This is a genomic window from Stenotrophomonas sp. VV52, assembly GCF_002893095.1.
Lineage (GTDB): Bacteria > Pseudomonadota > Gammaproteobacteria > Xanthomonadales > Xanthomonadaceae > Stenotrophomonas > Stenotrophomonas aracearum.
Genome location: NZ_PKQQ01000011.1, coordinates 30,071 through 55,421 on the forward strand (window position 1 = coordinate 30,071; position 25,351 = coordinate 55,421).

The 25,351-nt window shown below is 66.7% G+C and carries 25 protein-coding genes; 7 read left to right on the forward strand and 18 right to left on the reverse strand.

What is annotated here, in order from left to right:
• The first annotated feature begins 5 nt into the window (after positions 1-5).
• Positions 6-1,109, forward strand: a complete 1,104-nt coding sequence (locus C2U58_RS16235; RefSeq protein ID WP_036196077.1) for an acetate/propionate family kinase — start codon at positions 6-8, stop codon at positions 1,107-1,109.
• A gap of 36 nt (positions 1,110-1,145) precedes the next feature.
• Here C2U58_RS16235 and C2U58_RS16240 read toward each other — a convergent pair whose 3' ends face one another.
• From C2U58_RS16240 to C2U58_RS16255, 4 genes are all read right to left on the reverse strand, one after another.
• Positions 1,146-2,345: a hypothetical protein gene (locus tag C2U58_RS16240; protein ID WP_017355170.1), complete on the reverse strand. Its 1,200-nt coding sequence runs from the start codon at positions 2,343-2,345 to the stop codon at positions 1,146-1,148.
• 94 nt (positions 2,346-2,439) lie between these two features.
• On the reverse strand, positions 2,440-2,652 hold the full coding sequence (locus C2U58_RS20325) for a GDCCVxC domain-containing (seleno)protein (RefSeq protein WP_080354540.1): 213 nt from the start codon (positions 2,650-2,652) through the stop codon (positions 2,440-2,442).
• Positions 2,645-2,932, reverse strand: coding sequence for a heavy-metal-associated domain-containing protein (locus C2U58_RS16250; protein WP_017355169.1), 288 nt, complete (start codon positions 2,930-2,932; stop codon positions 2,645-2,647). The genes C2U58_RS20325 and C2U58_RS16250 overlap by 8 nt, the downstream gene beginning before the upstream one ends.
• Positions 2,933-2,940: 8 nt before the next feature.
• Entirely contained in the window at positions 2,941-3,297 is a 357-nt protein-coding gene (locus C2U58_RS16255) for a mercuric transporter MerT family protein (RefSeq protein WP_017355168.1), read from the reverse strand.
• 41 nt (positions 3,298-3,338) lie between these two features.
• Between C2U58_RS16255 and C2U58_RS16260 the strand changes: the two genes are divergently transcribed.
• The gene (locus C2U58_RS16260; protein WP_017355167.1) at positions 3,339-3,764 is read left to right on the forward strand and encodes a MerR family transcriptional regulator; all 426 of its coding nucleotides are present in this window, start codon (positions 3,339-3,341) and stop codon (positions 3,762-3,764) included.
• Positions 3,765-3,782: 18 nt separating this feature from the next.
• Here C2U58_RS16260 and C2U58_RS16265 read toward each other — a convergent pair whose 3' ends face one another.
• On the reverse strand, positions 3,783-4,184 hold the full coding sequence (locus tag C2U58_RS16265; protein ID WP_102946799.1) for a hypothetical protein: 402 nt from the start codon (positions 4,182-4,184) through the stop codon (positions 3,783-3,785).
• A 167-nt stretch (positions 4,185-4,351) separates the two neighbouring features.
• The gene (locus C2U58_RS16270; protein ID WP_102946800.1) at positions 4,352-4,789 is read right to left on the reverse strand and encodes a hypothetical protein; all 438 of its coding nucleotides are present in this window, start codon (positions 4,787-4,789) and stop codon (positions 4,352-4,354) included.
• 171 nt (positions 4,790-4,960) lie between these two features.
• On the opposite strand from C2U58_RS16270, the gene C2U58_RS16275 reads away from it, so the two are divergent.
• A complete protein-coding gene (locus C2U58_RS16275; RefSeq protein WP_146033486.1) occupies positions 4,961-5,329 on the forward strand; it encodes a hypothetical protein in 369 nt (122 codons plus the stop codon).
• Positions 5,330-5,395: 66 nt separating this feature from the next.
• On the opposite strand, the gene C2U58_RS16280 is transcribed toward C2U58_RS16275, so the two are convergent.
• Positions 5,396-6,781 (reverse strand): amidohydrolase family protein, encoded by a 1,386-nt coding sequence (locus tag C2U58_RS16280; protein WP_216362410.1) that lies wholly within the window; start codon positions 6,779-6,781, stop codon positions 5,396-5,398.
• A gap of 159 nt (positions 6,782-6,940) precedes the next feature.
• Between C2U58_RS16280 and C2U58_RS16285 the strand changes: the two genes are divergently transcribed.
• Positions 6,941-7,519: a DUF308 domain-containing protein gene (locus tag C2U58_RS16285; protein ID WP_102946802.1), complete on the forward strand. Its 579-nt coding sequence runs from the start codon at positions 6,941-6,943 to the stop codon at positions 7,517-7,519.
• 14 nt (positions 7,520-7,533) lie between these two features.
• Here the strand turns inward: C2U58_RS16285 and C2U58_RS16290 are convergent, their stop codons facing one another.
• The 6 genes from C2U58_RS16290 to arcA are packed head-to-tail and all read right to left on the reverse strand — an operon-like array spanning position 7,534 to position 17,459.
• Positions 7,534-8,940: a MipA/OmpV family protein gene (locus tag C2U58_RS16290; RefSeq protein ID WP_102946803.1), complete on the reverse strand. Its 1,407-nt coding sequence runs from the start codon at positions 8,938-8,940 to the stop codon at positions 7,534-7,536.
• An 8-nt stretch (positions 8,941-8,948) separates the two neighbouring features.
• Positions 8,949-10,412, reverse strand: coding sequence for a DcaP family trimeric outer membrane transporter (locus C2U58_RS16295; protein ID WP_102946804.1), 1,464 nt, complete (start codon positions 10,410-10,412; stop codon positions 8,949-8,951).
• Between the two features lie 47 nt (positions 10,413-10,459).
• Complete coding sequence (locus tag C2U58_RS16300; RefSeq protein ID WP_102946883.1) at positions 10,460-11,878, reverse strand: efflux transporter outer membrane subunit; 1,419 nt, start codon at positions 11,876-11,878, stop codon at positions 10,460-10,462.
• The gene (locus tag C2U58_RS16305; RefSeq protein ID WP_102946805.1) at positions 11,871-15,026 is read right to left on the reverse strand and encodes a multidrug efflux RND transporter permease subunit; all 3,156 of its coding nucleotides are present in this window, start codon (positions 15,024-15,026) and stop codon (positions 11,871-11,873) included. Before C2U58_RS16305 ends, C2U58_RS16300 begins: the two co-directional genes overlap by 8 nt.
• A complete protein-coding gene (locus tag C2U58_RS16310; RefSeq protein WP_102946806.1) occupies positions 15,023-16,186 on the reverse strand; it encodes an efflux RND transporter periplasmic adaptor subunit in 1,164 nt (387 codons plus the stop codon). The genes C2U58_RS16305 and C2U58_RS16310 overlap by 4 nt, the downstream gene beginning before the upstream one ends.
• Positions 16,187-16,208: 22 nt before the next feature.
• Entirely contained in the window at positions 16,209-17,459 is a 1,251-nt protein-coding gene (gene arcA / locus C2U58_RS16315) for an arginine deiminase (protein ID WP_102946807.1), read from the reverse strand.
• 311 nt (positions 17,460-17,770) lie between these two features.
• Here arcA and C2U58_RS16320 point away from each other — a divergent pair, with 311 nt between their 5' ends.
• From C2U58_RS16320 to C2U58_RS16330, 3 genes are all read left to right on the forward strand, one after another.
• A complete protein-coding gene (locus C2U58_RS16320) occupies positions 17,771-18,232 on the forward strand; it encodes a glycine zipper 2TM domain-containing protein (RefSeq protein WP_102946808.1) in 462 nt (153 codons plus the stop codon).
• 79 nt (positions 18,233-18,311) lie between these two features.
• Entirely contained in the window at positions 18,312-18,812 is a 501-nt protein-coding gene (locus C2U58_RS16325) for a DUF6491 family protein (protein WP_102946809.1), read from the forward strand.
• Positions 18,812-19,375 (forward strand): TIGR00645 family protein, encoded by a 564-nt coding sequence (locus tag C2U58_RS16330; protein WP_102946810.1) that lies wholly within the window; start codon positions 18,812-18,814, stop codon positions 19,373-19,375. Before C2U58_RS16325 ends, C2U58_RS16330 begins: the two co-directional genes overlap by 1 nt.
• 1 nt (position 19,376) lies before the next feature.
• On the opposite strand, the gene C2U58_RS16335 is transcribed toward C2U58_RS16330, so the two are convergent.
• The 5 genes from C2U58_RS16335 to modB form a co-directional block, all read right to left on the reverse strand.
• Positions 19,377-21,074 carry an alpha/beta-hydrolase family protein gene (locus tag C2U58_RS16335; protein ID WP_102946811.1) on the reverse strand — a complete coding sequence of 566 codons (1,698 nt, stop codon included), beginning with the start codon at positions 21,072-21,074 and terminating at the stop codon, positions 19,377-19,379.
• Positions 21,074-22,486, reverse strand: a complete 1,413-nt coding sequence (locus C2U58_RS16340) for a basic amino acid/polyamine antiporter (RefSeq protein ID WP_102946812.1) — start codon at positions 22,484-22,486, stop codon at positions 21,074-21,076. The genes C2U58_RS16335 and C2U58_RS16340 overlap by 1 nt, the downstream gene beginning before the upstream one ends.
• Before the next feature lie 6 nt (positions 22,487-22,492).
• Positions 22,493-23,917: a basic amino acid/polyamine antiporter gene (locus tag C2U58_RS16345; protein ID WP_102946884.1), complete on the reverse strand. Its 1,425-nt coding sequence runs from the start codon at positions 23,915-23,917 to the stop codon at positions 22,493-22,495.
• A gap of 93 nt (positions 23,918-24,010) precedes the next feature.
• On the reverse strand, positions 24,011-24,679 hold the full coding sequence (locus tag C2U58_RS16350; protein ID WP_102946813.1) for an ATP-binding cassette domain-containing protein: 669 nt from the start codon (positions 24,677-24,679) through the stop codon (positions 24,011-24,013).
• Positions 24,669-25,349 carry a molybdate ABC transporter permease subunit gene (gene modB, locus C2U58_RS16355; protein ID WP_102946814.1) on the reverse strand — a complete coding sequence of 227 codons (681 nt, stop codon included), beginning with the start codon at positions 25,347-25,349 and terminating at the stop codon, positions 24,669-24,671. The genes C2U58_RS16350 and modB overlap by 11 nt, the downstream gene beginning before the upstream one ends.
• Positions 25,350-25,351 lie beyond the last annotated feature (2 nt).

Below are 25,351 nucleotides of genomic sequence, written 5' to 3' on the forward strand. Positions count from 1 at the left end.
CACCTGTGACCACGCGCCGGCTTCTTGCACTCAACGTTGGCTCGTCCACCCTCAAGGGCGCGTCCTATCTGTTCAACACTGAGGGACACGGCGCGCAGTCTCGTCTGCTCGAGCGCTCCCGGGCCGAAATTCCAGTCGGCGTGGATGCGCAGGAGCGCCTTGCCACCCTGCTCGAGGCATTGTCGGAGCCGTGGCCCAGCCCCGACGTGGTGGTGCACCGAATCGTACATGGCGGTGACCTGCACGACGCCCGCGAGCTCGACGAAACCGTGCTCGCGAAACTGGATGCATTGGTGCCGTTCGCACCCTTGCACCAGCCGGTAGCCCTCGCTTTCGCGCGTGCCGCGCGCATGCGTTGGCCGCACGCGCGCCAAGGCGTGGCCTTCGACACCGACTTCCACGCGTCGCTCGCGCCCTGGAGCCGGCGCTTGCCTGTCCCTGAAGCATGGGATGCGCTGGGCATCCGCCGCTACGGTTTCCATGGACTCGCCTTTGCCTCCGCGCTCCGCATAGTGGCCAGCCACGACGCTGGAATCCTGAAGGGCCGCGCTGTCTTCGCGCATCTGGGGGGTGGCTGCAGCGTCTGCGCCGTCGAGGGCGGCCGCAGCCGCGACACCACCATGGCGCTCACTCCGCTGGGTGGAATCCCGAGCCCTACCCGCTCCGGAGATCTCGATCCCGGCGCGTTGCTGTATCTGCTGAGGCATGAACGCCTGGATGCGCAGGCGCTTGAAAACGGCCTGTACCGCAGTGCAGGCCTTGCCGGAATCGCCGGCCATGGCGACATGCGCGTGTTGCTGACGGATCCCGGCCCGCAGGCCCAGCTTGCCGTGGAGCTCTTTGCAGTCCGGATTGCGCAGTCCATCGCGGCCATGGCCACGGCAATTGGCGGTCTCGACCATGTCGTCTTTTCCGGCGGCATCGGCCATCGCGCGCCGGTTTTGCGGGCTCGCATCGTCGCGCGACTGGCCTGGCTCGGCCTGGCGCTGGCACCTGACGTCAACGATGCTGGAGCCACGCGGATCGACCGCGGGGGCGGGCCGAGCATATGGAACGTCGCGATCGATGAGGAGCGCGAACTGGCTGAATCGGCACTCGCCTGGCTGTAGCCACGACACGCCCCAAGGGTCGGCTCCGGTGGGGAATCACTCCTCGATCCGTGACGACGTGAGCACCGCTGCGAATCCACCACCGGGGGTGCGCATGTTCGTGGTCTGGCCCTGGTACAGCCTGGCCGCGAACAACAGGACACCCGCCTCGGACGCGAAGCAGCGCACATCCGCCTTGAGGGACTGGCCCCCATGCACGATCCGCATGCTCGGTGGCGCGAAGGCCTGTGCGATGTAGGTCGCCGACGCCATAGACGCCCAAGTCCGCCGGGTCAACTTGTCGCCCCGATAACTCCCACGGCTGCCAAACCCTGCTGCAGGCTTGAAGAAATATCCGTTGCGCACTGCCCACAACGCATCCCGGTTCGCGGGCACGAGTTCGACCGTGGGCGGGATCACCTGGCCCAGCAGTGCCGTCGAACCCGCATCGACCCCGAACCCGCCGAGCAGAGCCGGGTCCCCGAGCACCGCAAGGTTGCGCTTGTCGGCAAACAGCGCGTGTGCTCGGGGATGCGGCATCAGCGCGACGTCCCCTGCCAGGTAAGCCTCACGAATGTCTGCATGCGAGGCATCCTCGAGCGCGAAATCGGTCAACCGGTTGTAGACAGTGTCGATTCGACCGTGGGCATCCTCAAGCCCGTCCGAACCAAACGACAAATCCTCGGGAGCGCTGATCACGCAGTCCACGCCATGGTCCCGAAACGCGTTCGCGTACAGCACAAACTCGGGGTAAAGGAACTGCGCTCGCGGAGTGCTGTCCACGATGGCCAGGCGCGACGGCGTGCGCCCGGATTGCTGCCGAGCATCCTCCATCCAGGCCGTGACGGCCGCATCACGCGCTTGGGCCGCGTTGGTCCAGGTGGCCCATGCTGGCGGCGCGCAAGACCGCACGGCATCGAGCAACAAGGCATTGAGGAGCAGACCGCCTGGATTGGTGTTGACCTCGATCAGCCGCGGGCCATCGACCGTCAGGTGAAAGTCCAGACCCAGGACGCCCCCCGCCGAACCCGGATCATGGGTTGCAATGTCAGGGGCCCATTGCAGGACCCGTTGGCTATATCCCGGGTTTCCTGCGACGTCGAAGACCGCCGCCGCGACTCGTCCCATGGCCTCCAACGCGGGCCGATCAACGAACAAGGCATAGGGTGAAAATAAGTGCGCGTGTACGGCGGGATCAGTCGTGAACTCCGGAAAGGCACCCCGGATCGACTCGTGCAGACGGAGGATGTCGACCACTTCGCATGCACACCGCTGGTTGAGCGGCGCGCTTTCCAGGGTGGCACAGTCGATCTCGCAGCCTGTCTGTCCAACTATTATCGGAGTCCGCGGTTCAACCACAACAGGGATTGTTCTGTTGGATCGGTGGACATGGCACTGTTCCGAACGAGCAGAACACACAGCAGTCGCCTTGATGCGGACGCAAAACCGCTCCACAGCCCGTGCACTCATAGAAGAATTGACACGCTGTGATGGGCATTGTCTCGGTCGCCCGATGGCCGCACTCCGGGCAGGTCAAGATGCTTTCCAGCTTGACGTCACTCACCGCCAGTCCGCACCTTGGCCGGGAAGCCTGCTTCCGTGACTGCACGCGCGATTCCGGCTGCATCCGTCTGGCTCGATTCGAACGTCACCGTGACTGTTTCAGCCCGGGTGTCCACCTTCACATCGGCCACGCCCGGCACCTTCTCCAGCGCCTTCCTGATGGTGATGCCGCAGGCGGGACAGGTCATGTTCTCAGCATCGAGCATCACTACGGTTGCGGGCGTCGCAAGAGCGGCACCGACCGACAGAGCAGCCACCAGGGCCAGTATCCACTTGTGCATCGCGCCTCCTACAGAATCCAGACGATGTAATAGGGAAACAGCAGCAACAGGACGATGAGGGCTGTCGCCAACCAGAGCCAACGTCGCCTGCGTCGCAGAGCGTCCGGGGCGATGCAACTGCCATCCACACCGCACCGTGCCGCCGGTCGATACAGCATCCAAAACGCCACGGCCAAGGACAGTACGGCGGCGGCGCTGAACCAGGGCCTCAAGGGATCGAGAGCTGTCAGGGTGCCGATCCAGGCGCCACTGATGCCCAGCAGGACCAGCACCAGCGGCACGACGCAGCAGACCGATGCGCCAATGGCGGCGATGCTCGCGCCAACGATGGCTGGAACAGACGATTTGGCCGGGGTTGTTTGCATCAGAGCATACTAGCCTCTGTACCTAGGTACGGAGTCAAGCCGTGCGTCCGAACACGTTTACGATCAGCCGGCTGGCGGCGGCGGCCGATGTGCACGTCGAAACCGTGCGCTACTACCAGCGGCGTAGGCTGCTGCGTCAACCCGAGCGACCCATAGGAGGCGTGCGTCGTTACGACGAAAACGATGTCAATCGGCTTCAGTTCATCCGGCGCGCTCAGATGATGGGATTCAGCCTCGACGAGATCGCTGGCCTGCTAGAGATCACAGGCGAAGGTTCTTGCGAGCAGACCCGTCAGCTGACCGAGCGAAAGCTCGTCGATGTCCGTCTACGAATCCGCGAGCTGCGACAGCTGGAGAGGGATCTCGAACAGAAAATAGCGCGGTGCGCCCAAGTGCCGGCGGGAGAGTGCTGCCCAACCCTCGATTTTCTGGAGCGGCCAATAAAGCCAGCTGCGACAGGCAGTTAGCTCACTTTCGGCCCGTTTTTACACGAATCCCTGCCGACCCTCAATAGCCACGCTTCCTTCACTGACGGCCACTGCGCGCACGCCGATGGCCGTGCTGTTGCTAGCCAGGGCCTGCGCGGCAGCACCGACTGCGGTCGCGTTGGTGCCGTTGGCCCACGTCACCTCATTGGGGTCCACTGCGCCGTCATTGTCCAGGTCCACCCAGGTGCCCACGGCGGTGCTGCCCTTGCCGCTGGCGCTGGCATCGGTGCCGCAGGCCAGGCTCTGGTCGCCGGTAGCGGTGCTGTCGATCGGCAGTGGCGCGCCGTTGTCATCCAGCAGCTGGCAGTTCACGCCGGCAGCGTATGCCGGCAGGGTCAGGACGGACAGGAGCGCGGCAGTCAGCGCTTTGCGATGCAGGGTGCGGGTGGTCGGAAGCATGGGCGGGCTCTGGGTTGGAAGACCCTAGAACGCCGCATCCGCGCCAGGAACGCATGACGCTGTCGTGACATTGACCACAAAAGTGGTGTCATCGAGGTGACAAAGGTGACATTGTTGTGAAATCGGAGCGAATACGCCTCAAGGACCGACGTGACGCGTCACGTGAATCAGGCTTCGTCTTCGTCCAGCAGCTGCTCCACGTAATGTGCTGCGTGCCGCATGACCTCCTCGAAGTCGGCCCCTTCGGGGATGTTGGGCTGCAGGAATTTCCGCTCACCGATCGCCAGCAGGAACACGAACGCCGGCTTGCCCTGGGGCTGCCAGGCGGTGACCCGGTAGCTCGCGCCGCGGTAGCTTCCATCCAGCGTGGCGCTCGAAACAGGCGCGGAGGGCGGTTGCCCGCCGGGCGGTTCGTTGCCGTCACCGGTGCCCTCGCCTTCGGTCGGGCACCCGGGTTCGGTCGCGTAGCGGACCGCGCGCGTGGTGGGATACCGGCTGTAGCGACGGGACCCAAGATCGGAGATACCACACAACGCCCCCGGCTCCGGTCCGACCGACGACTCCATCGACGCATACAACGCCCGGTTCGAAGCTACCTTGGCCATGTGCCCTGCCCCATACGGATCACCTGGACAAAGTCTGGGCCGGTGTGGCGCATGCGCGCATCAGTAAAGCTACCTAGTCGCACGCGATGCACGCGGGTCGTCCACGCGGGCTTAATGGGGTGCGGACAACCCTGTGCCTGACCCGGCACATACGCCGGCAAGGGGTGAGCCATGCTTCCTGCTTCGATCAGGCGTATCGCCGTTCAACTCTTCGACAACGGCGTGCTGCGCCTGATATTTGAAAACACCCGCAACATGGCGGTCTCCACGCTGATCACGGCGGCCGGGCTGGAGGTGGTGCGGGAGGGGCCGGGGGAGCTGGACCTGGTGAACCCGACGTTGGTGGGGTACGTGGTGGTGGCGATCGGAGGCTCGTTGCTGCTGCTGAACCTGCTGGATGGGCTGTGGCGGTTGAGCCGGATGAAGTCGCACCTGCTGCTGCAGATCCTGTTGTGTGCGGCGTATGCGTTCATCTTCTGGCGGGTGGTTCTGCTGGTGTTGAACTTCAAGGCGGGGGGTGGGATGGGGATGGGGAACTGACTGCGTGGAGGGCGTTGTTCCGTGGGACACGCATGGCGTGTCGCTACGCGTGTTCCGGCGGCATTTTCAGAGGTCTTCCTTGTAGATCCTGCCGTCTTTCATGATTAAGTTGAAATTTGCGTCGGGGTTGGTGATGACCGCTATGTCCGCCAACGGGTCGCCATTGACCAGCAGCAGGTCGGCCAGGGCGCCCTCTTCCACCACGCCAAGGCGGCCGGCGTAGGGGCTGCGCTTGCCGGACAGGGCCAGTAGCTGGGCGTTGGTGCCGGTGGCCATGATCAGGGTCTCGGCCGGGGTGTACCAGCGGGTGAGGCTGGCCAGGATGCGGTTCTGCTGGCCGGCCAGCGCGCTGGAGAACAGCACGTCGGTGCCGAAGGCAGTCTTGAGCTTGTACTTGATCGCGAAGCGGTAGGTCTGGTCGGTGCCGGCGAACACCTCCTGCGCCTTCAACCATTGCTCCGAGCCGCGCGGGAACGCGTTGGCCAGTTCCTCCGGCAGCGGCTGGGTGCTGAGCCAGGTACCGGTGTCGCGGATGCGTCGGGCGGAGGCGTCGTCCATCAGGCTGCCGTGCTCGATGCACTTCACCCCGGCGCGGATGGAGCGCTGGACGGCTTCCGGGGTATAGGCATGCACGGCCACGTAGGTGCCCCAATCCGTAGCGGCCTCGACCGCCGCCCGCAGTTCCGCCTCGGTGAACGTCACCGCGTCCAGCGGGCTATGTGGTGAGGATACCCCGCCACCGGCGGTCAGCTTGATCTGGCTGGCGCCGCGCATCAGCTGCTCGCGCACGCGCATGCGCAGTTCGTCGGGGGAATCGGCAATGGCGCCGTCGCCGAGCAGGTCGTGGCGCGAGCCGGGCGCGCCCAGCGTGCGTGGAAGGTCGGAGGGTTGGCGGAAATCGCCATGACCGCTGGTCACGGTGATCATCGCGCCGGACGGGAAGATCCGCGGCCCTTCCACATGCCTGGAATCCACCGCTGCCTTCAGGCCCCACACCGCCCCTCCGACGTCACGCACGGTGGTGAACCCACGCATCAGCGTCTTTCGCGACTCGGCGCCTGCCACGATGTTGATGTAGCCGTTGTCGGCGGTCATCAGCGTCTGGATCGGAATGCCGGCGAACATGCTGTGCCAGTGCGCGTCGATCAACCCCGGCATCAGCGTGCGGCCCCGGCCGTCGATGACGCGCGCGCCGGCCGCGTCGATGGCGCCGGTGGAAATGCGGGTGATGGTATTACCCTGCACCAGCACGTTGCTCGGACCGGAGAGACGTGCGTGGGTGCCGTCGAAGATCCGTACGTTGGTGAACAGTACCGCTGGAGACGGCGCAGCCGCAGGCTCCGCCAGCGCGCCACCGGGATCCTGCTGGATGACGGAGTGCGCGGAGGTGGCCGTGGCCAGGCCCAGTGACAGCGCGACGCCCAGGATGCGGAACGAAAGCCGGTTCATCATGGCACTACTCCCCCGTAACGACGGTCTGTTGGGTATAGGAGCGGTGGCGTTACTGCGATGTGCAGCGTGCACCGTTCTGCGGGATTTACTGGTCGCCATTTCACCAACGCGTAACGGCGGGCGGGAGGTAATTGAGCGATCCACCCCGGAGCGACCGTGATGACCGTCCTCTCCCGTCTTGGCAAGGATCCCGGCTCCATCGGCATGGCCATGAAATCGAGCTGGCCGCGCCTGCTGATCGTGGGCATTCTGCTGCTGGGGCTGGGCGCATTCGGCATCTACGCCTCGTCCTTCATGGTGCGCACCATGACCGTGTTGATCGCCGGCTTGCTGGTGATTGCCGGTGCGCTCCAGCTTACCGAGGCCTTCCTGCTGCATGGCCTGCCCAGTTTCGCCATGACCATTGCACTGGGCGCGGCGCAGATCATCGGCGGCATCGCCATCTACACCCACCCCGAATGGGCCGCCTATGCGGTGGCCACCACGGTGGCCGCGGTGCTGGTGGTGCAGGCGATCGCCCAGATCAGCCTGGCATTCCGCTTCAAACCGGGCGGCAAGCGCTGGATCTCGCTGGTCTCCGGCCTGGTCGCGCTGGTCGCGGCCGTGGTCTGCGTGAGCGGCGTGGCCTGGGCCGGACGAGCATCGGCCTCGTGGGGCGTGGGGCTGGCGCTGGTCGCCATGGGCGCGGCTTACATCGCCATCGCCCTGCTGTTCCGACAGGATCGCGCCCCCGGCTAGTTCCGGAACCTGCATCAGAAGGCGCCTTCCAGGTAGGTGTAGATGTAGTTGGAGCCACCGTCGACGGTGCCCAGCATCTGCGCCGAACCGAAGATGCCCGAGCGGTGCGAAACACCGAAGCCGAAGTACAGCTCGTGCCAGCGCTCGCTGCCGAAGATATCGCCCAAGCTCACGTCGATGCTCGGATCCAGGTAGTTCAGCACCTTGGAGGTATTGCGCTCGCGCTGTGCCTGCGCCTGCACTTCCGCATACGGCACGCGTTCGGCATAGGACACGCCGAAGCCGAAGCCGATCCGGGTCTTGACCCGGTGCGACCACGGAAAACCGTAGTAGAAGCCTTTCATGTACGCGTCGATCTGCCACGCATCGGGCTGGTGGCCGCGTTCGTTGTGCCGCAGGACGCCCACATAGCCGATCAGGTCCAGCGGCCAGCCGTTGAGCCCGGACACGAACGGCCGGCCCACGTGCACGCCCCAGATGTCGGTGGGGTCGTCATCGTTGAGGCTGACGCAGCTGAAGGTCATGATCTTGACCAGGTGGCAGCCATCGGCGGAGTCGCGGCCGTAGAACACTTTCACATAGGTCGGGGTGTGGTCGTCGTCCCAGCGCACCTGGCCGTTGCCGAAGTCGTAGGCCGCGCCAACCATGCCGCCCCATTCGAGGTTGCTGTCCACCAGAGGGCTGTTGCGCACGGTGCTGGAATAGCGCTTGGCATACACGCCACCGAGCAGGCTCCAGTTTTCCAGGATGCGGTAACGGCCGTACAGCCCGGCGACGACGTCCACGCCGCTGCCCGCCGAGTAAGCACTGCGCTCAGGCGTTACTTCGTAATCCTCTACGCCGAAGTAGTAATCGTTGAGCTTGGAGCTGCGCCAGTTGAGACTGATCACCGGCTGCAGGGCCCAGCGGTCGCCACGCCAGGTGTGGCCGTAGGCGGCGCGGATCTCGGTGCCGTTGGAATTGTTGGAAAGGTCCTGGCGTACGCTGAGATCCAGCGCATGGTCGTTGTGCTTGAAGTAGTAGCGCGCCCCGATGTCCGCTTCGCTGTTGCGGGTTTCCATGCCTTCCAGGATCTCGGGGGTCTCGTCTTCCGGATACCCTTCCAGCCGGCGTTCGACGAACAGCTCGAGCCCCTGGTTGTCCTGCGTGGCGAAGCGTACGCCGGCCGCGTTGGAGCGCAGGAAGAAGCGCTCGCCTTCGTACAGGTAGAGCGGCATCAGGTCGACACGGTCGTCGGCGCCCTTGTACGGCGACGACTCGATGCGGCTGAGGAAGCCGAGCCCAGCCGCACCGGGTTCTTCCAGGATGGTGCCGAGCATGGCGTCCTGCGCAGCCAGCGGCGCGGACGCGGAGAGCGCTGCGGCCAGCAACGCAGGCTGCCAGCGGCGCGCACTGTGGCGGTATCGGGTTCGGGCAGACATGGGGCCTCCTACTTCACGAAGTCGTACTTCAGCGCGGTCTGCAGTCGGAACACGTCGCCACTTTCACCACTCTGCTCCTGCAGCTTGCCGTACAGCAGTTCGGCGCCCCAGCTCCAGCTGGGCGCCGGCTGCCAGACGATGTTGGCGGCGGCATAGTCGCTGCGCCGGAAAACGCTCGGATCGAGCAGGTCTTCGCGCTCCAGGTACAGACGGCTGTAGGTCAGCGTGGAGCGCCAGCGCTGCGACCAGTGGTGGGTGAAACCGACCCAGCCGCCGTACTGCTGCAGCAGCTTCAGGTCGCCCTGCGGGTCGACGATGCCATCCAGGTTCAACCCGCCGAGGTCGCCGAGGAACGCGGCGATGCCCTCGCCGCCGACCGCACCGAACACCACGTAGTCGCCCCGGTCGCCGCCGCCCCAGGTACCGCTCAGGGCCAGGCCGCCGGCGGTGGCGCTGTCGCTGCCTTCGTTGCTGTCCTTGGCCGAGTCGTAGGCCAGGTAGCGCAGCAGGCCCGACGCCTGCAGGCTGCCCCACCCTGCTTCGTGGCGCGCGGCCAGCACCAGGTTGGGAGTGGCGGTGCGCGAACGCTGGGTTACGGCATTGAACTGCAGTTCCGGGGCACGGTGTTCGGCGGCGAGAATGATCTGGTTGCCGTTGCCCAGCGGAAAGTACTGGCGGATGCTGGCCAGCCGTGCCGACGGCGATGCCGGCGGACCGGCGAAGTCCAGGGTGTCCGGCCCGGAGTCGAGGTCCATGAAGGCCGACCAGCCGAAGCCCACGTACGTGTTGCCTAGCTGGCCCCAGGCGTGCCGCAGGCGGTAACCATAGCTGCCACCGGAGCCGAAGAAATCATTCTGGACCAGGAAGCGCAGCTGGCCGGCACCGGTTTCGCGGCGACCTTCGATGGTGAAGCGGGTCTGCCGCGCGTGCATGTTGAAGCGGGTGCTGTCGCGGCCGCCGTCGACCGGGATTTCGGAGGTGATGAACTGGTCGCTGTCGCCGGCGTCGCCGCTGTCGAACATCGCATCGAGCTTGGCGTACCCGCCCAGACGCAGCCACGTGCCGGTACCGGGAATCTGGAAGAAGCCCTCCAGTTCGTCCCCGGGAGGCACCTCGTTGTCGACACGGGCGCTGGCCTGCTCGTCTTCGTCGAACGTGTCGCGCGTGGGCAGCGGCGACTCCGGCACGTTGAGCGTCTCGGGCGTGGCGGCAAGCAGTGGCGCGGCGGGCGCGCTGGCAACCGGCGCTGTGCCGGGTGGCGCGGTGGGCGCTGGCGGTATGGCAACCGCAGCTGCCGCCGGTGCCGTTCCGGCCTGCCCGGCCTCCAACGCCTGGATGCGCGACGTCAGCATCTCCACGGTCTGGCGCAGGCGCTGGATCTCCGCGTCCTGGCTGGCGTCGCGGATCTGGGCGGCGGCAGCGCCGGGCAGCAGCACGGCGGCCAGGCAGAGCGATCGGGCGGGAATGCGCATGGAAGGTGTACCTCACTGGAGTTGCGGATCACGGGTGCACTGCACGATCAGTCGACGGGTCGCTCCCGCAGGTCCTGGCCGCCACCGAGTGCGGCGTACAGGTTCACCGCGTCCTGCAGCGCGGCGGCGCGCAGCTGCAGCAGGTTCTGTTCGGCGGCGAAGTGGTTGCGCTCGGCGTCGAGGACTTCCAGGTAAGGCGTGAGGCCCACGTCGTAGCGATCGTGCGCGGTCACCACCAGCGCCTGCTGCACTTCCACGGCACGCACCTGCGCGGCGATCTGCAGGTCGTTCTGTTCGGCCGCGACCAGTCCACTGGCGACTTCACGGAAAGCGTTCTGCACGGTGGACTGGTAGGCCACTTCGCGTTCGTCGCGCCCGGCGTTGGCCGCATCCACGCGCGCGCGGCGGGCGCCCCAGTCGAGCAGCGGGAGCACTGCGCCCGCGCCGAATGACCAGACCCGGTTGCTGTCCGAAACCAGGCCGGAAAGCTCGGTGGACGCATACCCACCCGCGCCGGTCAGGGCGATGATCGGGAAGTACAGCGCCCGTGCCACGCCGATGTTGGCGTTGGCCGCGCGCAGCTGGTGCTCGGCCAGTCGGACGTCCGGGCGCGCTTCCAGCAACGCCGAGGGCAGACCCGGGTCGAGCCGGGTCAACTGCGCGTCGGGGTCGAGCGGCAGCCCGGCCGGCAGGGTCGCCGGCAATGGAGTGCCGACCAGGAACTGCAGCAGCTGCAGCGCCTGGCCCTGGGTACGACGCAGCTGCGCCAGCTGCAGCTCGGTCTGGGTAACCAGCGCATAGGACTGGTTGAAGTCGATCGACGAGGTCAGCCCGGCATCCATGCGCAGCTGCGCCAGTTCCAGCGTTTCGTTGCGGCTGGTCAGCGACCGCTCGGCCAGCACGATGCCCTCCTGGCTGGCCCGCACCGCGTAGTAGCTCGCGGCCACGTTCGCCACCAGCGAGAGCTCGGCGGTGTTGCGCGCTTCCACCGTGGCCAGGTACTGCCGCCGCGCGACCTCGCTGAGGTTGGCCACGCGGCCCCAGAAGTCGAGTTCGAACGAGGGAATGCCCACCTGCACGCCGTAACTTTCCAGCGTGACCCGTGGCGCGTTGTCAGCTGGGCTCAACGGCCCGCGCTGGCGCTGGCCCGAGGCACTGGCATCCAGCCCGGGCAGGCGCTGGCTGCGCTGGATCCGGAACTGGGCGCGCGCCTGTTCGATGCGGGCGGCGGCACCGGCCAGGTCGCGGTTGTACGCCAGCGATTGACCGATCAGGTCGCGCAGTACCGGGTCGTGGAAGTAGGTCTGCCACGGAATCGACGGCGCGACGCTACCGTCCACGGCCGAGGGCGGATACGTTGCCGGCACGGGTGCTTCGGGGCGCTCATACGTGGGCGCCAGGTTGCACGCACACAGCTGGCACGCCAGCAGCGCCACCCCTGCCCGCCCGAGCATGCGCTTATGCATGGTCACCCTCGCGCTTCACTGGGTCGGCGGTCGCCGGGTCCACCTGCTTAGCCCGCGCACGCCGGCGCAACACGTAATAGAACAATGGGGTAAAGAAGATGCCGAACACCGTGGCGCTGAGCATGCTGCCGAGCACGCCGGTACCCACCGCTTGGCGGCTGGCCGCACCGGCCCCGGTGGCGATCACCAGCGGCACCATGCCGACGACGAAGGTCAGGCTGGTCATCAGGATTGGACGCAGGCGCTGCTGCGCAGCCTGCAGGATCGCATCGCGTACCGGCACGCCGCGCGCTTCTTCGTCCAAGCCGAACTGCACGATCAGGATCGCGTTCTTCGCTGCCAGGCCGATGATGGTCACCAGGCCCACCGTGAAGTACACGTCGGCGGACATGCCGCGCGCGGCGGTGAACACCACCGCGCCCAGGATGCCCAGCGGCACCACCAGCAGCACGATCACCGGGGTCACCCAGCTCTCATACAGCGCGGCCAGCAGCAGGAACGCCACGATGAAAGCCAGGCCCAGCAGCATGCCGACCTGGCCGGACGCCTCGCGTTCTTCGCGTGCCGTGCCAGTCCATTCGTGGCGCATGCCGGGTGGAAGCACATCGTCGGCGATGCGTTCCATCTCCACCAGCGCCGCGCCGCTGGACACGCCCGGCGCGCCCTGCCCCGAGACCGTGGCCGAGAGAAAGCCGTTGTAGCGCTCCACCTGCTGCTCGCCCACCGTCCAGCGGGTGGTGGCGAACGCCGAGAACGGAACCGACTGCCCGTTGTTGCCGATCACGCGCAGGTCGGAGACATCCTCGGCGCGCATGCGCTGTTCGGCATCGCCCTGGATGAACACCCGCAGCACGTTGCCTTGGCGCACGAAATCATTCACGTAGGCCGAGCCGAACATGATGCCCAGCGCCTGGTTGACCTGTGAAAGCTGCACGCCCAGCGCACGCGCCTGGGTGCGGTCGATGTCGACGAACAGTTGTGGCGCGCGTGGCATGCCTTCCGGGCGCACGCCGGTAAGCCGGTCGCTGGCGGCGGCACGGGCGGCAATGCCCATGGCCGCAGCGCTCAGCCCCGGCCCGCCAACACCGCTGCGGTCCTCGATCTTCATGCTGAAGCCGGAGGCATTGCCCAGCGACTGGATCGCAGGCGGATTCAGCGCGAACACCTGCGCCTGCGGAATGCGGGTGAACGCCGCACTCATGCGCGCGGCCAGCGACATCGCGCTGTGGTCGCTGCCACTGCGCTCGGCCCACGGGTGGAGGTCGACGAACGACATGCCCACCGCCTGGCCCTGCCCGAAGAAACTGAAGCCGATCACGGTGGCCACGTTGCGCACTTCCGGCTGCTGGCGCAGGATCGCCTCGGCCTGCTCGGCGGCAGCACGGGTACGCTCCATGGTGGCGCCGGGCGCGGCGTTGTAGGCGACGAATATGTAGCCCTGGTCCTCGGTCGGCAGGAAGCCGCCTGGCAGTCGCGCATACAGCAGCCCGGTGAGCAGAGTCACCACCGCGAACACGCCGATCCACAGCCACGGCCGCACCAGCATGCTGCCCACCCAGCCGGCATAACGGCGGCGGCTGCGGTCCAGCCCGGTGTTGATCGCAGTGAACAGCCGCCGCGCGGGGCCGCCCTTGCCCTCCTGCTCCTTGGCTGGACGCAGCATCGCGCCGCAGATCGCCGGCGCCAGGGTCAGCGACAGGATGGTCGAAACCACCAGCGAGACGCTGAGCGTGACCGCGAACTGGCGATAGATGCCGCCCGCCGAGCCGGGAAAAAATCCCATCGGAATGAACACCGCCAGCAGCACCAGCGTGGTGGCGATGATCGCGCCGGAGAGCTGGCCCATCGCCTTGGCGGTCGCTTCGCGCGGTGGCAGGTCCTCCTCGCGCATGATCCGCTCGACGCTCTCCACGATCACGATGGCGTCGTCGTTGAGGATGCCGATCGCCACCACCATCGCAAACAGCGACAGCAGGTTGATCGAGACCCCAAAGGCCAGCAGGCCCAGGCAGGCACCGAGCAGCGACACCGGTACCACGATCGTCGGCAGGAACACCGCCCGCCAGCTCTGCAGGAACAGCAGCACCACGATGGAGACCAGCACCAGCGACTGCAGCATGGTCATCGCCACGCCGTTGACCGACTCGACGATGAAAGGCGTGGTGTCGAACGGGGTGCTCCACTGCATGCCGTCCGGGAAGCTGGATTCCAGCTCCTGCATGCGCTGGCGCACCGCCGTGGCGGTGGACAGTGCATTGGCGCCAGTGGCGAGCGACACCGCAAGGCCCGCGTTCTCCTGCCCGTTCAAGCGCAGGTTGAAGGCATAGTTGTCGTTGCCAAGCTCCACCCGCGCCACGTCACCAAGCCGCACCGTGGCCGCGCCGGGCGTGGCGCGGATGATGACCTGGCGGAACTGTTCCGGGGTGCTGAAACGCCCCCGCATCACGATCTGCGCAGTGGTCTCGGTCGAAGGGGTGGTCGGCTGCAGGCCCAGGCCGCCACCGGCGGTCTGCGCGTTCTGCTCGCGCACGGCCGCCATCACCTCACCGGGTGAGATGCCATAGCTGACCAGCTTCTCGCGGTCCAGCCAGATCCGCATCGCGTAGCTGGAGCCGAACAGGGTCACATCGCCCACGCCGTGCACGCGGCGCAGTTCGTCGGCGACGTTGCTGTTGGCGTAGTCGCCGAGTTCCAGCGCCGAATAGCGCCCCTTGTCCGACTGCAACGAGACCAGCATCAGGAAGCCGTTGCTGGCCTGGGTCACGCGCACGCCCATCTGCCGCACTTCGTCGGGCAGGCGCGGCTCGACCCGGGCCAGGCGGTCCTGCACCTGCGAACGGGCGATGTCCAGATCGGTGCCGCTGCGGAACGTGACCCGGATCTGCGCGGTTCCATTGGCGCGGCTGGTCGAGGTCATGAACAGGAAATCGTCCACGCCGCTCAGCTCGTTCTCGATCACCGAGGTCACAGTGCGATCAATGGTCTGCGCGTCGGCGCCGACGAAGGTGGCCGAAATGCTCAGGCTGGGCGGTGCCACGTCCGGGTACTGTTCCACCGGCAAGGTGCTGAGCGCGATGCCGCCGAACAGGATCGCGAACAGCGCGATGACCCACGCCAGGACCGGGCGGTAGACGAAATAACCGCTCATGGAGCCTTGGCCTTCGCCTTGGGAATCGGCTCGGACTGGATGGAAACCGGCTGCCCCGGCTGGATCTTGTGCCAGCCGTCCACGATCACCCGGTCACCGGGGGTCAGGCCACTCTGCACCACCCAGCGACCATCGGCTTGCCCGGCGAGCGTCACCGCACGGCGTACCGCCACGTTCTCATCGTTGACCAGCATCACGCTGGCCTCGTCTTCGCCGACCTGGATCGCGCGCTCCGGCAGGCTGGTGCCGTTGCGGATGCTGCCCATCTGCAGGATGCCGCGCACGAACTGCCCGGGCAGCAGCCGGCCATCCGGATTGGGGAAGCGCGCACGCAGGGTCCGGCTGCCGGTGGCGGGGTCGATCGCGGTTTCGCTGAAATCCACCACGCCCTGGGTGGGCAGACGCTCGCCACCGTCGAGCAGGATGGTCACCTTCACCTGTTTGTTGTCGCCCACGTCGATACGGCCGTCGGCCACGCCGCGCTGCAGTTCGTTCATCGAAATGTTGGACGGATTGAAGATCACGAACGCCGGGTCGACCTGGTCGATACGGGTCATCAGCGTGGCCGCCGCCGCACTGACCAGCGCGCCTTCACTGACCTGGGCGCGCCCGGTGCGGCCCTTGATCGGCGCGCGCACGGTGGCATGGTCCAGTTGCAGCTGGGCGCGGTCCACCGCCGCCTGCGCTTCCATCAACGCGGCGTCGGCCTGGCGGAACGAGGCCTGCGCCGATTCGTACTCCTGCACGCTCACCGCCTTGCGCTGGACCAGCGTGGACAGGCGCGCGCGCAGTGAGGACGTCTGCGCCTTGGCCGCGCGGGCCGAGGCCAGTGAGGCGCGGGCCTGCTGCACCCGTGCCTGCAGGTCGCGCGGGTCGATCTGGAACAGCGGTGCGTTGGCCTCGACCTCGGTGCCGTCCACGTACAGCTGGCGCTCGACGATGCCATCGGCGCGCGCCCGCACCTCAGCCGAGCGGCTGGCCTCCACCCGCCCCGGCAGTTCCACCATGTTGGGCACGCTCTGTGCCTTCACCACTTCCACCGCGACCAGGGTTGGGGGCCGCTCACCGCCCGCCGGCCCGCCGCCCCGCCCGCAGGCCGCCATTCCCAGCGCAACCGCCGCCAGTACCGATGCACGCGCCATCCACCCTGGGAATCGCATCCTTCCGGCCTCCGTTTAAAGACTAGAACGTCACCGCGTCCCGGATCAGCGGACACGTCATGCAGTGGCCACCGCCACGCCCACGCCCCAGTTCCGCCCCGACGATGCTGATCACTTCAATACCCTGCTTGCGCAGGTCGGTGTTGGTCTGGGTGCTGCGGTCGTAGGCCACCACCACGCCCGGTGCCATCGCCACCAGGTTGTTGCCGCTGTCCCACTGCGAACGTTCGGCCGCATAGCGGTCGCCGCCGGATTCGACGATGCGCAGCTGCTTGAAGCCCAGCGCTTCGGCGACCACGTCGTTGAAATGCTTGGTTTCGAACACGATCTCGAAGCCCGGGTCCTTGTCGCTGGGATACAGCGAGACCGTGCGGATCTGGTCGACGATGCCCGGGAACACGGTCACCACGTCGCGGTCGGCGAAGGTGAACACCGTGTCCAGGTGCATGGCCGAACGCAGCTTCGGCATCACCGCCACGATCACCCGCGTGGCCGCACCGTTCTTGAACAGCGACTGCGCCAGCTGGGTGATGGCGGTGCGCGAGGAGCGCTCGCTCATGCCCACCAGCACGATGCCGTTTCCGGGAATCAGCACGTCGCCGCCTTCCAGCGTGGCGTTGCCGTAGTCCACGGTCGGGTCGCCGAACCAGATCGGGAAGTCGGCCTTGGTGAAATCGGGATGGAACTTGTAGATCGCCGTGGTGAGGATGGTCTCCTCATGCCGCGCGGGCCAGTAAAGCGGATTCAGGGTCACCCCCTGGTAGATCCAGCAGGTGGTGTCGCGGGTGTACAGGGTGTTGGGCAGCGGCGGCAGGAGGTAGCCGACCAGGTCGGGTACCTCGCGCACCTTCTGCAGGGTCGGGCCGGCGAAGTCGTCCGGCAGGTCGAGCACGCTCAGGCCGCCGATCAGGGTTTCGGCCAGTTGCCGCGCCGGCATGCCCTGCAGGTAGGCACGCACCTCGGCCATGAACTCCACGCCTACTTCATTGGCGTTGATCTGGTGGTCCAGGATCCAGTTGCGCGCCTCGTCGATCTCCAGCGTCTCGGTGAGCAGGTCGTGCATCTCGACCACGTCCACGCCACGGGCGCGCATCTTGGACATGAAATCGAAGTGGTCGCGTTTTGCGTTGTCGACCCAGATCACATCGTCGAACAGCAGGTCGTCCTTGTTGCGCGGGGTCAGGCGACTGTGCGCCATGCCCGGGGAACAGACCATCACCTTCCTGAGGACGCCAACTTCGGAATGAACGCCATACACCGGTGCAGTGGACATGTGCGGACCTCTCTCGATCACGGAACGTGGGGAAGACGCGGCCCCGCGTGCCGTCGCGGTCGGCCATTGGATGCAGTGAGCGTGCGTGAAGAAGTAGCCCTGAAAAGGTAATGCGCAGGTGAACGTCGGTTTTCGGACAGTGCTGTAAAACCGCTGTAAGTCGAGGATCTGTTGCCGCGCTAGGCGTTTGCAGCGTCTTCACATCCGCATTACCCCGCAGGTAGTTAATCGCTGCTGCAAGGACCCGAATCACGCACAGGGACGGCGACATTCCTTCCGTGTTCCGCGCATTCACTCGATGGAGACACACAATGAAACTTCCTCATGCAGGCGTTGCCACGGCGCTGCTGGCGTCTGCCCTGTTCATGGCAGGCTGCGCCACCCACACCACGCCCAGCACCTTCAACCGGTCTGAAGTAGGCCGTGCCCAGGACGTACAGATGGGCACCATCCAGTCGATCCGTGGCGTGCAGATCCAGAACGACTCGCGCGGCGTGCCCACCCTGGTCGGCGCGGCGATTGGCGGCGTGGCCGGCAGCTCGATCGGCGGCGGTAGCCGCGCCAATGCGGTCGGTGCGATCGCCGGCGCCGCAGCAGGTGGCGCCGCAGGCAATGCGCTGTCGCGCAATGCGCGCAATGGCGTTGAGATCACCGTGCAGCTCGAGAATGGCCGCACGGTGGCCGTGGTCCAGGACGGCAGCGCCAACGATTACCGTGTCGGCGACCGCGTGCGCGTTTCCAGCGACGGCACCACCACCCGCGTCACCCGCTGATCCGGGTGTACCGAACCAGGGCTGGCCCGTCCCGACAGGGACGGGCGACCTGCTGCACCACTCACGTGAGGGAACCGCCATGCGCCGCCTGCTGACCGCACTGCTTGCCGTGACCGTGACTACCCTGGTCGGATGTGCCACCTCGCCTACCCTGAGCACCCAGGACCGCTTCAATCTGTACGTGCAGCATGCCGGGCCGCCAGTAGCCTCGTTCCGCCTTGCGCGCTTCGTGCGCCAGACCCAGTGGACACCGCTGGGCGATCGCGCACTGGCGGTATGGACCAGCCAGAGCGTAGGCCACCTGCTGGAACTGCGCGGCCGCTGCACGGGCCTGTCGATCGCGCACACGGTGGAGATCACCAACTCTTTCGGTACGGTCAACGCACGCTGGGACAGCGTGATTCCGCGCACCTCCAGCGTGGCCATGCCGCAGTCCTGCCGCATCATCCGGATCCGCCCGCTGGACGGCACCGCGATCCGCGACGCACGGCGTGAAATGCGCAACACCATCTACGGCGAGCGTCCGGCCGACCTGATGGAAGACACCGGTCCGGACATCACCGACCGGCCGGTCGATTGATGGAAAAGCTGCGCAGCCTGATCCGCCGCAATGTATCGCGCAGTCTGTTCGATGCGCGATGGCTGATGGCACCGTTCTATTTCGGGCTGGTGGTGGCGCTGCTGTTGCTGCTGTTCGTGTTCCTTCGCCAGCTTGCCAACTACGCGCTGCGCATCACCGACCTCGGCGCTGCAGATGCGGTGCTGATGGCGCTCTCGCTGATCGACCTGTCGCTGGTCGCCAACCTGCTGCTGATCGTCACCCTGGCCGGCTACGAAAACTTCGTGACCCGCATCGACTCGGGAGGCGAACGGCGTCCACAGTGGATGGGCATGGTCGACTTCGCGGCGATGAAGAACAAGCTCATGGGGTCGATCATCGCGATCTCGGCCATCGCCCTGCTGCGCATCTTCATGAAACTGGAAGAAGGCAGCCGGATCGACCCGGAAACACTGCGCTGGATGTCGGCCATCCACGGCATGCTGCTGCTTTCGGCCCTGGTGCTTGCGGTGACCGAGCGGTTGGCCCGCCATCGCATGCTGCCGCCGCAGGATCCGCCTCCGAACGTGCCACCGCCGTCCTGACTCACCCGCCGCTGGGGTTTCGCCGCCGTTCGATCTCCTGGCGTCGCAGCGGGTCCAGCAGGTCCTGCAGGCGGCGGGTGTCGCCGTCGCTCCAGTCGCCCCTCCCCAGCACCGCCTGCCAGCCGACTACATAGTGCGCCGGTGCGAACACATGGCCATACCCCATCGGGGTGCGGTCGGCCAGCAGCATGTCCAGCGCCAGCTGCAGCATGCTCACCAGCGGGTACCAGCGCACTTCCTTCGAGACGTCCGGCGCACGCGGTTCGGCCATCCAGTCCGGTTGCCGCCACGCGTCGTACGGCGTGAAGAACGTGATCGGATCGCTGGCGTACTGCAGGTACACCACGCGCATCCTGCCCCACGGCGCATCGGCGGGCACCGGCGTGCCCTGCTGGTTCATGAAGCGCACCGAACGGCTGTCACGGAACACGGGCAGCCACTCAGGCGAACCGCGGTTGCGCTGGTTGGTGGTCTGCCGCCAGATCCGCGTGGCAAATGGCGGCCCGCTCCACAGCGCGCCGTCGATCGGCGTATCGATCATGTCGAACAGGTTGACCGAGCGCTCTGAATTCATCGCGCCCAGGCTCAGCCCATGCACGAACAGACGCGGCCGGGTATCCACGGGTAATGTCCGCCAATACGCGTAGACCTCGGCGAACAGCAGGCGCGAGGTCTCCTCGCCATACTCCGGTTCGACCAGCAGCGAGAGCGGACTGGACAGATACGAGTACTGCACCGCCACACTGGCCACGTCGCCGTGCAGCAGGTACTCCAGGCTGTCGGCCGCCGCCGGGTCGACCCAGCCGGTGCCGGTGGGCGTGATCACCACCAGGTTGGCGCGCTCGAAGCCGCCCTGGCGTTGCAGTTCGCGCAGTGCCAGCCGCGCACGTGCACGCGCAGTACTGGCAGACGGAAGGCCCGCATAGACGCGGATCGGCTGCAGCGCCGGCTTACCAGTGAAGGCTGCAATCTGTGCCGCTTCGGGACCGTTGCGTACGAAATCGCGACCGGTACGGCCCATCTGTTTCCACGCCACCAGCGAACCGGGCCCGCCGGTGCTGCCCGGTCGCGTCGGCGCCGTCGCTTCCGGCGGAATCAGGGCATCCGCCCTGCGGAACGACGCATCGGCCGCGTGCAGCGCGCCACGCAGCAGCACGCCGTTGGCGATGTTGAAGAACAGCACGGCGGCCACCACGATGCCCAGCAAGCGCGCCACCGGCGCCGGCATTACCCGCCGCGACAGCGCGCCTACCCGTCGCGCCACCCACGCGAAGGCACGCCCCACCAGCAGCAGCACGCCGAACACCAGCAGCGCGATCGCCAGCAGGCGCAGCGAAAACCCTTCGTCCATCGGCGGCAGGCCCATCACCGCGCGTACCGAATCCTGCCAGGGGCGCACCCACCACGCAGTCAGCACGCAGGCGAGCAGGCTCACCCACGGCAGCCAGCGCAACAGCCGTTGCAGCCGGCCTTTCCCCAGCTCCGGCAGCATCAACCGGTGCCACAAACCTGCCAGCGCCACGCCCAGAAGGTAGCCCAGCGCAAAACACACGCCACTTAACAACCCCTGCGCCACATACCCGCGCGGCACCAGGCTGGGGGTCAGCGATGCAATGAAAAACAGCGCACCCAGCACCTGTCCAGTACGGCACAGTGGCCCCCGATACGGTGCACTCAGACGGTCGAATACGCGACGCATCACAGCCTCAGCCATCCGCTGCCCATCCCGACCAACGCCATCACGGCCATCGTACACAGCACTACCAGCACCAGCAGTTCCAGCGGCCGGAACGCAATGCCGCGCTGCCGCTGCCAGACCCAGAACAGGATCGAGCCCGGTACGTACAGCAGGCTGGACAACAACAGGTAACGGCTGCCGCCGGACAGCAGCATCGCCGCCGCATAGGCCGTGGCGATGCCGGCGATCCAGCGCATCCGCGCATGCCCGCCCTCGCCGGCCAAGGACAGCTTCAACTGGTAGGCGGCCACCAGCAGGTACGGCACCAGCGTCATCGCGCTGGTCATCTTCAGCGCCAGGGTGAAGGCGTAGTCGGCGAACCAGCTGACCAGCAGGAACGCCTGGATCACGCCATTGGTCAGCCACAGCGCCGCATCCGGGACGCCGGCCTTGTTCTCGCGCGCCAGTGCCCGCGGCATCGCGTCGTTCAACGCGGCCGAATGCAGCACCTCGGCCGCCAGCAGCGACCACGAGAGGTAGTTCCCCAGCACCGACACCAACAGCCCGATACTGATGAACAATGCGCCCCAGCGCCCGGCAATCGCCTCCATTACCCCGGCCATGGACGGCGTGGCCAGCGCGGCCAGGTCCGGGCGAAGCAGCACGCCATAGGAGAGGATGGTGACCATCACCAGCAGGCACAGCACACCGAGGAAGCCGGCAACGGTAGCGATGCCCACGTCCTCGCGGCGACGCGCATAGCGCGAGTACACGCTGGCGCCTTCGATGCCAACGAACACGAACACGGTCAGCAGCAGCGTGCCCCGGGTCTGCTGCCACAGGGTGGAGGCGGCCGGCGGCTCGAAGCCCCACAGGTTGAGCGCGAACACGTCGGCGCGGAAGCCAATGAAGAGGAACACCACGAACACCGCCAGCGGTACCAGTTTGGCTACCGTGGCGATGGTGTTGATCAGCGCCGCTTCCTTGATCCCGCGCAGGATCAGGAAATGGAAGCCCCACAGCAACAGCGAGGCCGACAGGATCGCGATGACCGTGGTGCCATCGCCCAGCGCCGGAAAGTACTGGCCCAGCGTGGCCTTGATCAGGATCAGGCAGGCCACGTCGGCCAGGCAGCAGCCGAGCCAGTAACCCACCGCCGACAACAGGCCGGCGTAATCGCCAAAACCGGCCTTGGCGTACGCGTAGATGCCGGTGTCCAGTTCGGGCTTCAGCCGCGACAGCGACTGGAACACGAACGCCAGCATCAGCATGCCGGTACCGGCGATCAGCCAGGCCAGCAGCGCGCCGTACACGCCGGTCGTGTTGCCGAACGCGCCGGGCAGCGCGAAGATGCCCGAGCCGATCATCGAGCCGACCACCAGCGCGGTCAGCTCGAGCAGCGAGAGCCTGCGGTCGCCTGCAGTGGGCGCCATGGCCGGTCAGATCTGGATGTAGCCGGTCGCGATCCAGTAGACGCCGACCACGGCGGCAACCACGGCCACGCCCAGGATGATGAAGTCCGACGCTTTGGTGAAGATCTTTCCGCCCTGCTCGCGGCGCGCCCAGAAGTACAGCAGGCTGCCCGGGGCATACAGCACCGCCGAAAGCACGATGAACTTGATCCCGCCCGCGTACAGCAGGAACACCGTGTAGAGGGTGGCCAGGATGGCCAGCACCATGTCGCGGCCGCGCTCGTTGGGTCGTTCGTTGTAGGTCTCGCCGCGCCTGGTGAGCTGCAGCCCGTAGGCAGCGACCAGCAGGAACGGGATCAGCGACATCGCACTGGTCAGGTTGAGCATCAGCGAGAATGCATCGCGCGACCAGTACGTACTGATCACGATCAGCTGGATGATGATGTTGGTCGCCCACAGCGCAGCCGAAGGTACGCCATTGGCATTCTCACGCGCGAAGATCGCCGGCATGTCCTTGGTCCGCGCCGCAGCCGACAGCACCTCGGCACAGATCAGCGACCAGGTCAGGTACGCACCCAGCACCGACACCAGCAGGCCGACGCTGACGAAGATCGCGCCCCAGCGCCCCACCACCGCCTCCAGCACCGCTGCCATCGACGGCTGGCGCATGCCGGCGATGTCGGCGCGCTCCATCACCGCGAACGGCAGCAGGGTCACCAGCACCATCAGCGTGGTCACCACCAGGAACCCGGTGATGGTCGCCGCACCCACGTCCTTGCGGTCCTTCGCGTAGCGCGAGTACACACTGGCGCCTTCGATGCCCAGGAACACGAACACGGTGACCAGCATGGTGGCGCGGACCTGCTCGAAGATGCCTCCGGAGAGGTCGCCGCCGTAGAAGTTGAAGCGGAACACGTCCATCTTCATCGCAAACGCAATGATCACCAGGAACACGATGATCGGAATGACCTTGGCGATGGTGACGATCTTGTTGATCGCCGCCGCCTGCTGCACCCCACGCAGGATCATGAAGTGGAATAGCCAGATCCCGGCGGACGCGACCAGGATCGCCACCACCGTGTTGCCGTCGCCGAAAACCGGGAAAAAGGCCCCCAGCGTCGACTTGATCAGCACCCAGTACGACACGTTGCCGATGCAGCTGCCGACCCAGTACCCGAATGCGGACAGGAAGCCCGGATAGTCACCGAAGCCCTCCTTTGCATAGGCGAACACACCCGCGTCCAGGTCCGGTTTGCGCTCGGCCAGCAGTTGGAACACCCGTGCCAGGGTGTACATGCCCAACCCGGCGATGGTCCACGCCACCACCGCACCCAGCGGACCGGTCGCCCCGGCGAAGGTGCGTGGGAGCGAGAAAATACCCGCCCCGATCATGCCGCCCACCACCATGGCGGTCAGCTGCATCCGGGTCATTTTCACGACATTGGAGGACATGGCCGGCACCCGCATCGGTTGTGAGGGTTCAGGATGGAGAGGATTTCGTAAATGAGGCGTGAGACGTGCGTGGACTATCCGATTGCCGACACGTCAGGCGCGACTGACCTTCCCGTCCGCCAGTTCAACCACCTGCTGGCCGAACATCGCCACGTCCGCCGGATCATGGCTGATCAGCAGCAACGGCACGTCGGTGGCCTCCAGCACCTCCTGCAATTCCTGGCGCAGGTGCGCGCGCAGGTCGTGGTCAAGCGCGGCGAACGGCTCATCCAGCAGCAGGGCCTGCGGGCGGGTCACCAGTGCCCGGGCCAGCGCGGTGCGCTGGCGCTGCCCGCCGGACACCTGCGCCGGCAGCATCTGCGCCAGGTGCTCGATGCGCAGCGCCGCCATCCAGCGCTCCACCTCCGCGTCCTTCTCGCGGCGGGACGGATTCAACCACCCGCGGTGCAACCCAAATGCAATGTTCTGGCGCACGGTCAGGTGCGGAAAAAGCGCGTAGTCCTGGAACAGGTAGCCGAGCCGCCGTTGCTGCGGCCGCAGGTTCACGCCCTGCCCGGCGTCAAACAGGGTCGCGCCACCCAACCGCACATGCCCGGCCTCGGGCCGTAGCAGTCCCGCAATGGCCTTCAGGGTCAGGCTCTTGCCTGCGCCGGACGGCCCGAACAGCACCACCTGGCGCTGGGTGCACCGCAGCTGCACGTTCAGTTCGAACTGCTGGCCCGGCGCGCTGAAGCGGCGGCGGATGTCGAGGTCAAGCCACATCGCGCGGCTCCGGTCTGCGCCCCACCAGCCGCGCGGCGGCCAGCAGGATCACGATGCACACCACCGACGTCAGGATCACCAGCCCGTTGGCCTTGCTGTCCTGCCCGGCCTGCACCGCTTCGTAGATCGCGATCGACAATGTCTGGGTGCGCCCCGGAATGCTGCCCGCCACCATCAGCGTGGCCCCGAACTCGCCCATGGACCGCGCGAACGCCAGCAACAGCCCGGCCAGGATCCCGCGCCACGCCAGCGGCAGGCTGACCCGCAGGAACAGCGCGAACTCGGACACGCCCAAGGTGCGCGCGGCCTGCTCCAGCTGTCCGTCCACAGCTTCAAACGCGGCGCGTGCGGGCTTGAACACCAGCGGCAGCGAGGCCACCGCCGCGGCAATCACCGCGGCCTGCCAGGTGAACACCAGGTTGATCCCGAAGGTGGACTGCAACCAGGCGCCGAGTGGGCCGTTGCGGCCGATCACCACCAGCAGGTAATAGCCCAGAACGGTCGGCGGCAGCACCATCGGCAGGGTCAGCAGCGTGTCCAGCAGCTCACGGCCGGGAAAGCGGCGGCGCGCCAGCAATGCGCCCAGGGCCACGCCCAGCACCAGGTTGATCGCCGTGGCCCAGCCGGCTACCTTCAGCGACAACCACAAGGCGGTCCAGTCCAACGCCATCG

Coding starts and splice junctions, on each gene's coding strand:
- C2U58_RS16305 (WP_102946805.1), bottom strand. CDS start 15,026: ATGAGCGGTTATTTCGTCTACCGCCCGGTCCTGGCGTGGGTCATCGCG.
- C2U58_RS16250 (WP_017355169.1), bottom strand. CDS start 2,932: ATGCACAAGTGGATACTGGCCCTGGTGGCTGCTCTGTCGGTCGGTGCC.
- C2U58_RS16350 (WP_102946813.1), bottom strand. CDS start 24,679: ATGTGGCTTGACCTCGACATCCGCCGCCGCTTCAGCGCGCCGGGCCAG.
- C2U58_RS16295 (WP_102946804.1), bottom strand. CDS start 10,412: ATGCGCATTCCCGCCCGATCGCTCTGCCTGGCCGCCGTGCTGCTGCCC.
- arcA (WP_102946807.1), bottom strand. CDS start 17,459: ATGTCCACTGCACCGGTGTATGGCGTTCATTCCGAAGTTGGCGTCCTC.
- C2U58_RS16265 (WP_102946799.1), bottom strand. CDS start 4,184: ATGCTTCCGACCACCCGCACCCTGCATCGCAAAGCGCTGACTGCCGCG.
- C2U58_RS16320 (WP_102946808.1), top strand. CDS start 17,771: ATGAAACTTCCTCATGCAGGCGTTGCCACGGCGCTGCTGGCGTCTGCC.
- C2U58_RS16345 (WP_102946884.1), bottom strand. CDS start 23,917: ATGTCCTCCAATGTCGTGAAAATGACCCGGATGCAGCTGACCGCCATG.
- C2U58_RS16280 (WP_216362410.1), bottom strand. CDS start 6,781: ATGATGAACCGGCTTTCGTTCCGCATCCTGGGCGTCGCGCTGTCACTG.
- C2U58_RS16255 (WP_017355168.1), bottom strand. CDS start 3,297: ATGCAAACAACCCCGGCCAAATCGTCTGTTCCAGCCATCGTTGGCGCG.
- C2U58_RS16285 (WP_102946802.1), top strand. CDS start 6,941: ATGACCGTCCTCTCCCGTCTTGGCAAGGATCCCGGCTCCATCGGCATG.
- modB (WP_102946814.1), bottom strand. CDS start 25,349: ATGGCGTTGGACTGGACCGCCTTGTGGTTGTCGCTGAAGGTAGCCGGC.
- C2U58_RS16270 (WP_102946800.1), bottom strand. CDS start 4,789: ATGGCCAAGGTAGCTTCGAACCGGGCGTTGTATGCGTCGATGGAGTCG.
- C2U58_RS16275 (WP_146033486.1), top strand. CDS start 4,961: ATGCTTCCTGCTTCGATCAGGCGTATCGCCGTTCAACTCTTCGACAAC.
- C2U58_RS16340 (WP_102946812.1), bottom strand. CDS start 22,486: ATGGCGCCCACTGCAGGCGACCGCAGGCTCTCGCTGCTCGAGCTGACC.
- C2U58_RS16300 (WP_102946883.1), bottom strand. CDS start 11,878: ATGCATAAGCGCATGCTCGGGCGGGCAGGGGTGGCGCTGCTGGCGTGC.
- C2U58_RS16310 (WP_102946806.1), bottom strand. CDS start 16,186: ATGCGATTCCCAGGGTGGATGGCGCGTGCATCGGTACTGGCGGCGGTT.
- C2U58_RS16325 (WP_102946809.1), top strand. CDS start 18,312: ATGCGCCGCCTGCTGACCGCACTGCTTGCCGTGACCGTGACTACCCTG.
- C2U58_RS16330 (WP_102946810.1), top strand. CDS start 18,812: ATGGAAAAGCTGCGCAGCCTGATCCGCCGCAATGTATCGCGCAGTCTG.
- C2U58_RS16335 (WP_102946811.1), bottom strand. CDS start 21,074: ATGCGTCGCGTATTCGACCGTCTGAGTGCACCGTATCGGGGGCCACTG.
- C2U58_RS16290 (WP_102946803.1), bottom strand. CDS start 8,940: ATGTCTGCCCGAACCCGATACCGCCACAGTGCGCGCCGCTGGCAGCCT.